Source organism: Bifidobacterium sp. ESL0790 (assembly GCF_029395435.1).
In the GTDB taxonomy this organism is placed as follows: domain Bacteria; phylum Actinomycetota; class Actinomycetes; order Actinomycetales; family Bifidobacteriaceae; genus Bifidobacterium.
On sequence record NZ_CP113915.1, the window covers coordinates 2,058,991 to 2,071,051 of the forward strand.

The 12,061-nt window shown below is 58.8% G+C and carries 7 protein-coding genes; 2 read left to right on the forward strand and 5 right to left on the reverse strand.

Translation table 11 applies throughout. From position 1 onward, the window contains the following. Positions 1 to 92 precede the first annotated feature (92 nt). Positions 93 to 1,439 carry an MFS transporter gene (locus OZY47_RS07865; RefSeq protein WP_277179234.1) on the forward strand — a complete coding sequence of 449 codons (1,347 nt, stop codon included), beginning with the start codon at positions 93 to 95 and terminating at the stop codon, positions 1,437 to 1,439. A 325-nt stretch (positions 1,440 to 1,764) separates the two neighbouring features. Continuing rightward, a complete protein-coding gene (locus tag OZY47_RS07870; RefSeq protein WP_277177804.1) occupies positions 1,765 to 2,820 on the forward strand; it encodes a YwiC-like family protein in 1,056 nt (351 codons plus the stop codon). Positions 2,821 to 3,421: 601 nt separating this feature from the next. Here the strand turns inward: OZY47_RS07870 and OZY47_RS07875 are convergent. From OZY47_RS07875 to OZY47_RS07895, 5 genes are all read right to left on the reverse strand, one after another. Beyond that, positions 3,422 to 3,991 carry a DNA-3-methyladenine glycosylase gene (locus OZY47_RS07875; RefSeq protein WP_277177806.1) on the reverse strand — a complete coding sequence of 190 codons (570 nt, stop codon included), beginning with the start codon at positions 3,989 to 3,991 and terminating at the stop codon, positions 3,422 to 3,424. Between the two features lie 218 nt (positions 3,992 to 4,209). Further along, positions 4,210 to 6,489 (reverse strand): phosphomevalonate kinase, encoded by a 2,280-nt coding sequence (locus OZY47_RS07880; RefSeq protein ID WP_277177807.1) that lies wholly within the window; start codon positions 6,487 to 6,489, stop codon positions 4,210 to 4,212. A gap of 584 nt (positions 6,490 to 7,073) precedes the next feature. Then, complete coding sequence (gene mvaD, locus OZY47_RS07885; RefSeq protein ID WP_277177808.1) at positions 7,074 to 8,267, reverse strand: diphosphomevalonate decarboxylase; 1,194 nt, start codon at positions 8,265 to 8,267, stop codon at positions 7,074 to 7,076. A 299-nt stretch (positions 8,268 to 8,566) separates the two neighbouring features. Next, positions 8,567 to 9,724, reverse strand: a complete 1,158-nt coding sequence (gene mvk / locus OZY47_RS07890) for a mevalonate kinase (RefSeq protein ID WP_277177809.1) — start codon at positions 9,722 to 9,724, stop codon at positions 8,567 to 8,569. A gap of 437 nt (positions 9,725 to 10,161) precedes the next feature. Continuing rightward, positions 10,162 to 11,811 carry an RNA-binding domain-containing protein gene (locus tag OZY47_RS07895; RefSeq protein WP_277179237.1) on the reverse strand — a complete coding sequence of 550 codons (1,650 nt, stop codon included), beginning with the start codon at positions 11,809 to 11,811 and terminating at the stop codon, positions 10,162 to 10,164. Positions 11,812 to 12,061: the final 250 nt, after the last annotated feature.

Below are 12,061 nucleotides of genomic sequence, written 5' to 3' on the forward strand. Positions count from 1 at the left end.
ATATGGCAGAAACAACCAAGCAGGGCGACGTGAGCCCCGCCAATCCCAAACAGCCTAAGCAGAAGGCCAACGAGCCCGAGATCACCAGCGACATGGCGGTCAAGGCGCTCATCCCGCTGCTCATCACCTTCATCCTCGGCACCCTGTGCCTGCAGGGCTTCAACCTCGTCTTCACCCAGGTGGGCCAGGACGTCGGCGCCCCCGCGCAGGCCTCGCTGATCACCGCGCTGCCCAGCATCGTGCTCGGCATCGTCTGCTTCGTCTACGGCTCCCTGGGCGACTTCGTCTCGCTGAAGAAGCTCGTGGTCGTCGGCATCACGCTGCTACTGGCGGGCTCCGTCTTCGGCTTCGTGGCCAACTTCTTCTTCCACGCGAACATCTGGACGGTCATCATCGCTCGTATCATCCAGACCGCGGGTGAGCAGGTGGCCGGCTCGGTCTACCTCGTGGTGGCCAGCAAGTACCTCAAGGATTCACTGAAGGTCATCTTCTTCGGCATCTTCACCGCCGGCTACCAGGTCTCCGCCGCCATCGGCGTCTTCGCCGCGGGCTGGCTGACCTCCATCCACTGGCAGTACCTCTTCCTGATCCCGATCGTCACCGTCGTCTTCCTGCCGCTGCTGCTGCACAACCTGCCCAACAAGTCGGGCACCGGCGAGAGCGTCGACGTCTGGGGCTTCGTGATCTTCGGCACCGCCACCGCGTTCCTGACCCTCTTCTTCTCCTACAGCGCCTGGTGGATGCTCGCGGTCTCCGCGGTGCTTTACATCATCTTCGCGGTCTACATCCACAAGGCGAAGAACCCGTTCATCACCCCGGACTTCTTCCACAACAAGCGTTGGATCATGGCCATCAGCCTCATCCTGCTCTTCTACCTGCCGAACTACTCCTTCTCCCCGATCTTCAACGCGATCGGCGGCGAACTCTACCACCTCGGCACGCAGACCGTCTCGCTCTACATCGTGTGGGCGTTCATCGTGGCGGCCGTCTTCGGCACCTGCTCCGGCTGGATCATCGACAAGATCGGCAAGCGCACCGGCATCATCACCGCCGCCTGCCTGCAGCTGGTCGGCCTGATCGTCGCCTCGTTCTGCGTCACCGTGAGCCCCGTGGCCCTGGCCGTGGCCGGCTGCCTCTACTACGCGGGCGTCGGCCTGCTCTACTCCCCGGTGGTCGACACCGCCCTGGAGACGCTGACCAAGGACGAGTCCGGCCGTGGCGTGGGCATGAACGATCTGGCGATGAACGTCTCCGGCTCGGTCGGCATCGCCATCATCGGCGGGCTCATGACCTCCAAGCCGCTGACCGGTTTCAGCCTGACGGGCGCCACCGGAGACGCCGCGAACTTCGGCAACCTCTTCCTGGTCGCCTCCATCGCGACCATCGTCGGCCTCGTGGTCTTCCTCATCTTCAACAAGAAAATCTACGCCGACAAGTGAGGAGTTGGGTTGAGTTGAGTTACGGGATTCGGGGAGTTGCCGATTCCGTGATTTCAGGATTCCGTGATTCCGTAATCTGGTAACTCAATAATTCAACAATCTGCCGGGACCGCTTTCCTTTGAGGTTCCAGCCGATAGATAAGGTAAAGGGTGACGTTACGCAAGTATGTGCGTGACGTCACCCTTTTGCTATATCCAGCCTTGTCTCATCGCTTTCGGGATAATCGCTACACTCATACTTCCATCGATATTCAACGCCCATCGCTATTCAACGCGGCCCGCAAATCGATTGAAGAAATACACAAACGGACGTATCGTGGACACCGTGAGTGAGACAGATAGCAAGAAATTCGTCGCGAAAACACGAAACGGCGGAACAGCCAACGGCAACGTTGCGGCGGCAACGACCAAGAGCAAGTCCAAAGGCCACCATAGCAATATCTGGCTGCCGGACCAGCCGGGAGCCTGGGTCATGGCGCTGTTCCCGGCGCTGGGAGGCATCGTCATCGGCGGCGTCTCGTGGCGCAACGTCTGGCTGTTGGTGGCGTGGACGCTGTGCTACTGCTTCCAGTTCTCCGCCGCGCGTTGGCTCGGTGTCCGCTCGCACGAGGCCAAAGACGCCAAAAAGCATCGTTCCGCAACCGGCAATTCCCCGAAGAAGCGTCATTCGAACGTCTACTTCGTTCCGGCGGCCGCCTATCTCGTCGCCACAGCCATCGTCGGCATCCCCGTGTTCGTATTCGCCCCGAAACTGCTGTGGTGGATTCCGGCCTACGCCATCCTCGCCGTGCTGTCGTTCGTGACCGCGTGGCTGCGGCGCGAGCGGACGCTCTGGGGCAACGCCGTCGCCGTCATCGCGGCGGGTGGGATGGCGCTGCTCGCCGCTTCGCTGGGTTCGCGGTTTTTCGCCTCCGTCACGGCAGGTGAAGGTCTCTCGTCCAGATTGTCGCCGATAAGCCATGAAATCACTTCGGGTTCGCAGGCTTCATCGGCGTATTTTCTCGGCTCGCCGTTGCTACCGAAAGCCGGCGTCATCGCCGCAATCGCGTTCATCCTCACCGAATACGCCTCGGTGGTGTTCGTCAAGACCATGTTCCGCAAATACGGGCGCTCCGGCTATTACGCGCTATCGGTCGTCTACCACGTCGCCCTTGCCGCGCTTGGCTTCGCCACGCCCATGCTATTGCGCAGCCTCACTAGATTCACACCGGCGCGTGGCGTGATGGCCGCCGCCTTGCTTTGGGGTATCGCCGCCACCGTGCTGTTGCTGATCGCCATCGTCCTACCGCACCACAAGCGCATGAAAGCCATGCAAGTGGGCGGCATCGAGGCGTTCACCAGCCTGATGAACCTCGTCGTCATCGTAGTCGCGCTGGCCTAGCCCAACAGCAACACGTGCTCCCAGTGAAGAAACGGAACCTCACACTTCCCAAGATACCGTTCACCAACAGCAACACATGGCACCTGTGAGGAAACGGAACCTCACAACCATCTAGACGCCGTTTAGTAACAGCAATGTATACTTCCTGCGAAGAAACGGAACCTGACAAGTCACAACAGTCCGTTTGATAACAGAATCATATGTTAGCGGTAAAGAAACGGAGCCTCACCCGCCGCAGAACCTGTTTACTAACAGGCACATCCGCCACCTGCGACGAAACAGCCTCCATTGGCCCCTAAGAGACCGTTTGGCAACATCAACACGTGCTCCCTGCGATGATACGGAACCTCATGCCCGCCAAGACGCCGTTTCGTAACAGCAATGTATGCCCCCTGTGAGGAAACGGAACCCCACAAGCCACAACAGTCCGTTTGGCAACAGCATCACGCGTTAGCGGTAAAGAAACGGAGCCTCACCCGCCACAGAACCCCGTTTACCAACAGACACATCTGCCACCTGCGACGAAACGGAACCTGACGTTCTTGAAGAAGTCGCTCGCTACCAAGAAGCGAATCAGCGAAAGCCGAAGACGCCCAAAATCTTACCTCGAAAGGTACGGATTGCCGGCAATGACGAAGCGGCGCGGGCGGTCCTTGGCCTTGGTGATGCCGATGCGCTCGGTCGCTTCGATACGCTCGCCGGGGCGCAATGAGCCGGTTTCCAGGCTCAGCGGCGGCTTGCGCAGGTCGTGTCCGTAGAGGTCCATGGTGATGCCGAGCGATTTGCAGATCTTGCCCGGGCCGTTGAGGCAGTCCTTGATACGACGCCCACCGCGACGCTTCTCGATAATTTCAACGGTTTTGGTATCCATCGGTTCGGCGGCGCGGATCAGCGCGCCCGCGCCGAAGCCCTCCTCGAACGCGGTGACGTTCATGCACAGATTCGTGCCATAAATGAGGTAGATGTATGCATGGCCGGATGGGCCGAACATCGCCCGGTTACGCTCGCTTTTGCCGTGGAAGGTGTGGCTCGCGGGGTCGAGCTGGTCGTAGGCCTCGGTCTCCACAATGCGCACGGTCAACGTCTCGCCGTCGATCTCGCGAATCAGCAGGCAGCCGAGCAGCCCCTTCGCCACCGTTTCGGCGTCCTCACTCAAAAAATCCGGAAACATGCCTCTCATTGAAGTCCCCGCTCCCGACGGCAGAAAACAGGCAGAACTTGGGATAATCCTGTCCCCAAAAAACTGATATCAAACCTCCTCAACGGCACGAATCGGAAGGAAATCAGGATTTAATATCCTAAATCTGCTGACAATCGGTCTTGACGGCAGAAAACGGACACAAAGCAAAGTTATTTTGTCCGATAACTACCGTCATAAAGAATGACCAGTCAGCGTACGGAACGACGGGCCAAAGCCCGCAAATCGACACCCAGCAGACGCGCCTCCTCGGCGGTTTTGCCGGTCACCAATACGTCGGTGGCACCCAGGCTAGCCACGGTTTTCGCCCCAAGCAACGCCATAAGCGTGCGAATTTGGGACTTCCACGCCTCGATCTCATCGATCAGGCCCTGCTCACCATGCGTCGAAAGCACCTGCAAGAAGTGACCGGACACACCGACGGCGCGGGCACCCAAAGCGAGCGCCTTGACCACATCCAGCGGGTTGCGCACACCACCCGACGCCATCACCGTCATGTCGTCGAAGCTCTTGGAGCCATCAGCACCATCCGCCGCCAAGCCCTGCAACGAAAGCAGACATAGCGCTGTAGACTGGCCCCAGCCGTCAAGATAGGCGTATTCGCCCCGCTTGCGTCGCGCGTTCTCGATATGCGCGAAATCGGTGCCGCCGCGCCCGCTGACATCGACCGCCTGGACCCCAAGCCCGGCCAACTGGCGCACCGTCCGCGAGCTCAGGCCGAACCCGACCTCCTTGGCCACGACGGGAACCGGCGACGCCTCCACGATCGCGCGTATGCGCTCCGGCCAACTGTCGAAGTCGCGGTTGCCCTCCGGCATCACCAGCTCCTGGGCCGCGTTGACGTGGATCTGCAGCGCGTCGGCGTGCAACATCTCGACCGCATGCGCGGCCTGCTCGGGCGTCACCGTCGGCCCGACGTTGGCGAAGACGAAACCATCGGCGTCATGCTCGCGAATCGTGGTGAACGTGGATTCCAGTTTCGGCTCACGGATGGCGGCGTGCTGCGAGCCCGAGGCGATGGCGACACCGGTTCGGCCGGCCACACGAGCCAGGACCGCGTTGATCTCACCGGTCCGCCCTGAGCCGCCGGTCATCGCGTTGATGAAAAACGGCGAATCCCAGTGGGCCCCGCAAATCTCGGTCGACATATCGACGTCGTCGACGGAGACGCTGGCGAGGCTGTGGTGCACAAAGGCGAGGTCATCGAACGCGTTGCGCCGCTCGTCGGCGTGCTCCTCCAAGGCGAGACGAACGTGATCGTCCTTGCGGTCCGAGCCCGCGTCGCCCTCGCCCGAAGCCGCGCGGCCGCCCACGTGCCATTCGGCGATATCGACCTGCGGCGCGCAGACGTCCAGATTCAGCGGCACGATGCCATGCTCGCGCCAGCCGGATTCGATGGCATCCCTGTCGGCGCTCGGTCCTGCGATCGCGATGCCGCAGTCTCCACCGCCCGCGCCCGAGCTCTTCGCGGCCGCGCCATGCGATTCGGCCACCTCGACCAAATCCCGCAGCTCCGGCGTCTCGATAACGGTGCCTGTGAACGACGAAAGCCCTTGCAGCAGCTCGCGCGCCTGGCGGATATGCGAAGCGGCCTCCTGCTCGTCGTCATCGACGAGCGCCTGGGCCAGCATGTCGACGCAGACGTCGCTCTGACGTAGGAAATCCTGATACATCCGCTCGTGCTCGGCCGCGCTCTGGCTCTGCACATGCCCGACCAGCGTGGGCGTGGAGGCCGGGTCGCCGGTCCAGCCGACCATCAGACGCAAGGTGTTGGCCGCTCCGAAGGCGCGAATTCTCGCGACGCTCAAGCCGGGCCAAGGGATATCTATGAGCTCAACCAACGGCGTATCTTGCAGGCGGTTCGTGACCCAATGCCGGTCGACGGCAGTGAAACGGATGCAACCGCCGAAAAGGCTCGCCGCGATGTCGCCGCCTGAGCCGACCTTCTGTGCCCTGCTGGCCGCCACGAACGCGAGTTTGTATTGTTGCATCGGGCTGAGCTCGAGGTCGTAGAACGCGGCGAGCGCCTTCATGGTGGCCACCGTCACCGCAGCGGACGAGCCGAGGCCGTATTTGCGGCCGGATTTATCGTCGAGCTGGCTGTCGATGTTGACGTCATAGATTTTCAGCGGCTTGCCCGCCTCGTGCGCGAGCTCCTCCACGGCGTGGATGGCGGCGAGGATGAACGCGGCGCCGGGCTGCTCCAGGTCGGGCACCACACGGCCCGCGCGGCGTCGCCACGTCACCGAGGCCTCCGGGTGGCCGGTGGAATGGATACGGCCGACCGCCTCGATGCCGTGGACACGCTGGTCGTCGGCAGTGGCGGTGATGCGGGCGGTGAGCAGGCGGTTGACGGCCACCAGAATCGCGGGATGGCCGTGCTCCACCACCGCATATTCACCGGCGATATACAGCTTGCCAGATGCGCTCGCCTCGCTGCTACGCGGTTGTTCACCCTGCTTACCGCTCATCTGAACGCTGTCCCTTCGACGCTGCTCCCAATACTTCAACTTACCAATCTAAGCACGCGCGAGGGCGGTATGGGATTATTCGGCATTCTCTGCACCAAATACCCCGAAAACATGCGCGATTCCGCCACACTGCAAATGGTGAGCGACCCGGCGACCTGGAGCTTTGCGCCGCGACGGCGGAAAACGAACCAGTTTCAACGCAACATTATCTGTAAATCACCATCGGAATACCCCAAAATGGAGTCACAGGAGCTTAAGTGGGTGCATTGGAAGTTAAGTGGGTGTCTGTTTTGCCGGAACACCTGTGAAAACGGGTTGTTTTTCGGGTTTTCAGCCCAGACAGGCACCCACTTAACCTTCAATGCACCCACTTAACGGATTTTGGGGAGAAAGAAGGTGCAAGAAATCCAATATGCGTAGTGTCGGAGTCGGTATCGCAAGGTCAAATGCCGCGGGGAAGACGACCATCCTGGCAACATGAATCATGAACCGCGCCACTATTCTGCCGCTCGACACCTCCGCAAAATCGAGGCCCGCAACATACATTCCCCAACCCACACAATGTAATGGCGGTGGGAAGAAAGTCAGCTTTCGAAACGGACGCCGCGGCCGGGACGATGAATCTCCACGCCGCAACCGGGCAAGCGGTCGCGCAGCTCGTCGGCGACGCGCCCTGCGTCACGGCCGTCGACCAGCACCTTGACGTTCGGGCCGGCGTCCATGGTCGACCATGCGCCAAGCCCAGGCTCGCGGACGGAAGCGACCGCGCGCAACGCCTCCACGGTCTCGGGCAGCCAGTACATCACGGCCGGGCGCGAGGCCATCATCGCTGCGTGCATGCCGAACGAATTCGCCTCGGTCACCTCGCCGAGCCGCTGGATGTCGCCGCTCGCCACGGCCCGCAACGCCTCGTCCAGGTCGGAGCCGCACGAATCGATCCACGCGTCGTATAGCGGCGAGGTGGCGATGGTGCGGCGCATGGCCTCACGGCTGGAAATCGGCTTCTTCTCGCCGGAAATCAGGATCACGATGATGGCGAGGTCGAGCTTGGAGTCATCGACCGGCTCGGCGTATGAGGTCTCGTCGTCATGGCCGGCGTTCCATTTCACCAACCCGCCGAACACCGAACGGCAGGCCGACCCCGAGCCGCGTCGTGCCAGACGCGACAAATCACGGGGCGACAAATCGAGCCCAGCGGCTTTCGAGGCTGCGGCAGCGAGCGCGGCGAAGGCTGATGCGGAACTCGCCAGGCCGGCGCCGAACGGCACGGTGTTGGTGGAAATCACGCGGGCGGGCGTGTTAATGCCGGAACGCTCGCGCACGATGTCGAGGAACCGGGAGACGCGCTCGAGGGATTTGCCGGACTGCGGTTTGCCGTCGATGGTCAGGGAATCAGCCGAAGCGTTACTGGAAGTCGCCGAGCCTGCGGAAACGTTGGAATCGCTGGGAGCGCCAGACATGCCAGACGTGTTGGAATCGTCACGCCCATCTTGCAAAAACTCGACGGAAGTGCGCGTGGTGAGGCCGTCCAACGTCAACGAAAGGCTCGAGGCGCGAGGAATGATCAACCGCTCGTCGGCCTTGCCCCAGTATTTGATGAGGGCGATATTCGCGTTGGCGCTGGCCGTGGCCACGTTGCGCCCGGCCGTTTGCGCAATCCCGTCGAAGTCGATATCGGAATCAGAATCCGGTTCGGAATCAAGGCCTGCAGATTTGGTACCAGATTGCGCGACTGGGCGCGATTCGCCCACCGCTTCACCTAACGACGTAATGCGCATATCCGATACTCCTGCTTTCACAACTCAGAGCCTACCCCGCGTTGCACATCCGCATGGCGATATGCCTAATCGTCCACTGAATCCGCCCGATTGGGGGTTGCGAGGCGCTGTTTGGCACGACAAACGGGCTATATGGCCACCTAAATAGCAGACGGTATCAAATATCCGTTTCCCAAACAACGAGATATATCCGACACGAATCCAGACGACAAATCACGAACATCGGGCGGCTAAATCAAAAGTCCGAAACCACGATTCCTGAATTACCGCAATCGCCACAACACCTTACGTGCCAAGGCTCACGCGGCTACGGTGGCGTCCTCCAACGGATGGACCCAGGCCTCGCGAGCACCGCCACGAAGCAACGCCTGGCGCACGCGATTGGCGGTCTCGGCGGTCGGCGCGAGGGCGATGAGGCACCCTCCCAAGCCGCCACCGGTCATTTTCGCGCCGACAGCCCCGGCCTTGCGCGCCGCCTCGACCAAGCGGTCGACCAGCGGATGGCTCACCTTGAGGTTGTGGAGCAACTTGTGGGCCTCGTTCATGCGCTGCCCGAGCAGGCGCACCGTGCCGCGTTCCAGATCGGTCTGCGAGTCGCGGGCCAGCTCGCCCAACTCGTCCATGATGCCCTTGACGCGGGTGTGGTCGCGCTCGTCCTGCTGCCTCACGCCGCCCACGGCCTCGCGCGTGCTGCCCGCGATGCCGGAATCGGCGATGACCAGGTAGGCCGGCATGTTGACGTGCATCGTGCTCATCTCGCCGGACTCGAACACCACGGCCTCGTTGGAGCAGGTGGTCGCGGCGTCCAGGCCGGAGGGGTTGCCGTGCGTGACGACCTCGGCCTCGTTGGTCAGGCGCAGAATCTCGCGTTCGCCGGGATGGCAATCGTAGGCGTCAAGAATCGCGCGAATCACCGCCCCGGACGAAGCCGCCGAGGAACCCATGCCGCGGCCCGCGGGGAAGGCCCCATCGGTGACGATGTCGAACGCCTGCTCCGGGTGGCCCACGAACTCCGTGGCGACCTTGACCGCGCGCTCGAGCCCGCCGAAGCGAGCGCCCGCGTCGGCCATGGACCCGTCATAATTGAGCGCCTTCAACGTGCCGATGTGGCACAGGTCGGAAGAATCCGAAGAATTGAAAGCGGCATCAACGGAACCAGCAACATCCGCCCAATCAGCAGGCTCGTCGGAGTTCGCCGCAAAATCGCCACTTCCCCGGGAAGTCGAAGCCGAGCCCTCCGACGGCGTCACCCAGGCCCGCATCTTCAACGCCCGAATCGGCACCGCGACCGCCGGATACCCGTACACCACGGAGTGCTCGCCCATAAGAATGATCTTCGCCCAGGTCTCCCCATACCCCTTGTGCGGCAACGCCGATGAATCGCGATTAGGTACAACAACAGCTCCGCCACGGCTTTTCGGCCTGTCAAGTAATAAAGCGCTTTCCGCTGCCGTCATATAAACTCCTGAAATTTCTAACTCTAATTTCAGACTCTATGAACCCAGATGTGAAATGTGCGCAAACGACTGTAAAGACCATGTGTAAGTTGCCGATGGAATTGTGACGAACGAAACGAAACCTCAGGTAATCAGAAAGTCATAATTCAACTCAGAATTCTGAGATTCAAGTCTGCAAAACTCAGTAAATCTCAGAATTCTGAGATAATTGAATTACTTTCCGAACTTACCAGCATTTTTGCGCCTAACGTACTTCGATGCCCCCCCCAGATACTCGCTCCATTTCTCCGTTTTGAACTAATTTCCGAATCTGGCGCACACAAAAGTAAAGAAACCGGGCAGAATGTGAAGAACCCAGGAACGAGACAATTACGTCTCTGAATCATTCCGGGAAACTCCTTCAGCGGCCGTCTAGACGCTCTCTAACAGCAAAACCACTATGTCACAATATAACGCCCTGTCCTACCATGAGGAAGACGCTTGAGTTTCCCGTTCCGAACCATTTTTTGAATCTGGTAATATGCAGGATGATATTCAATCCTGAGCAGCTGCATAACATCAGAAACCGTTATTCCATCCTTCCCTTGCTGCTTAGCAAGATTCATGATGAGTTCCGGATACCTCACCTTAGCGATATCCGCTTGGCGCACATATTCCACGGTTTTGCCACTTCGCTTATAGACGTTTGAACCAAGGAAATACGCCCGCCGTTTTCCACTTCCGGACGCTTCCACCAACCCGGATTCGACCAGTTTCCCGACAACCGCATGCAATCTGGATGCACTCATTTCCAACTCGCCATTCAAGGTTTCAAAAGTGCAACGACGCTGTGATTTCAACATGTTCAAGACCAGTAAAGCCTCTAAAGACATAGGGTTACCGGTACGATCATGTTCTTCCGCAAGCATGCGGACGAAATTGGCGTCAGGCGCACTCCTAGCCAGAAACACCGATACTCCCACGTCGTTGGAGCGGGAATAATCTGGCAAAGGACGGCCATAATTCAATGAACCTTCAAAGATACGATCAATCCCACGCCCCGTACGCTCAGCAAGACCGACACGCTTCAAAGCATCCATCAATTCCGGGTTTCTGCCACGAGGCTCGGCAGTCAAAAGGTTATTAAGATCTATGCCTTCGACAAATCCACCTGGATTAGAAATCAACAATCCAGCATCGTCAACTTGAACCCGCACACGCCCCAATACGGAATAGTCTCTGTGGCCGAACGCATTAATCAGAGCTTCTCGGAATGCCCTGTTGTCGAAATCCGGAACTGGCTCAGAAAAAAGTCCTATGCTGACTTCCGTTTGAGGATTCCATGGCTCCAAAGCATCAGTGATTTGCTCAATCGTCTTGAGCAAAGGCCCGTCGAAAGTCTTGTTTACTCGGATGTCTGTGCCCTGAAGAACTTGGAATGCGGCCTCATTTGTCGGTATCGCACGATGCAAAACCTCTGTTTTCCCCAAGAAAAGCATACCGGTTAGGGTAGGGACTATTTGCCCGCCAACGTGAACCGTAAGCCGCAAGGCCTGTTCCAATTCCTCATCGGACAAATCAAGAAGAGCCTTATCGCTGTTCTTATACGTAGAAATAATTCGACGCAACCTGTCGAGTTCCAATGGGTCAAAATCGGAAATCGATGTGTCCGGCACTGGTTGCGCCGAATAATCAAGCCGTCCCAAATCCGAAAGACGTGTGGCAAGTTCATAGGGATACATCGGCACACTTTCCGGCGAACCGTCTGCCTTCAAACGCCTACGAAGCACCTTGCCCGACTTGGTGGCGACAACCGTCGTGGATTTTGAAACTTCAATCGCAATGACAGGCGGTTCGCCAATGACATTCACCCTCGCCGCGATCGGCGGAACAGTTTTATTCGCGATAAAGGCGTTGAGTCTAGTAACATCACGATGCTTCTCATGTACACCTGTTGGCGTGCCATCATCCTCAACTCCGAGAAACAGCGTCCCACCTTCCGTGTTGGCAAGAGCCACAACAGCTTCGACGATGCTCTCATCCGGCAGTTGTTTCCTATCACTTTTAAACTCACGTTCAAGAGTCTCATGGCCAAAGCTTGATGGAATCTGGCCGTTCTCGCCTTCGCGGTCGCGTGGAGCCAAAGCCTTCTGCAATTCTGGCTTATTTATATCCTTAATATCATCCGCCATCGCATCTCTCTTCAAAATCTTTGGTATTTTTAATTGAATTTAATTTCAGTTTAAAATTTAAACTTAAAAAAAGCAAGATTTAACTTTTTTAAATTAAATTTAAACTATTTTAAACTTCCGAATTTAAAAAAGTATTGAAAACGTTGGGAATAAGCCATTACTCCTG

Coding starts and splice junctions, on each gene's coding strand:
- OZY47_RS07865 (WP_277179234.1), top strand. CDS start 93: ATGGCGGTCAAGGCGCTCATCCCGCTGCTCATCACCTTCATCCTCGGC.
- mvk (WP_277177809.1), bottom strand. CDS start 9,724: ATGACGGCAGCGGAAAGCGCTTTATTACTTGACAGGCCGAAAAGCCGT.
- OZY47_RS07880 (WP_277177807.1), bottom strand. CDS start 6,489: ATGAGCGGTAAGCAGGGTGAACAACCGCGTAGCAGCGAGGCGAGCGCA.
- OZY47_RS07875 (WP_277177806.1), bottom strand. CDS start 3,991: ATGTTTCCGGATTTTTTGAGTGAGGACGCCGAAACGGTGGCGAAGGGG.
- mvaD (WP_277177808.1), bottom strand. CDS start 8,267: ATGCGCATTACGTCGTTAGGTGAAGCGGTGGGCGAATCGCGCCCAGTC.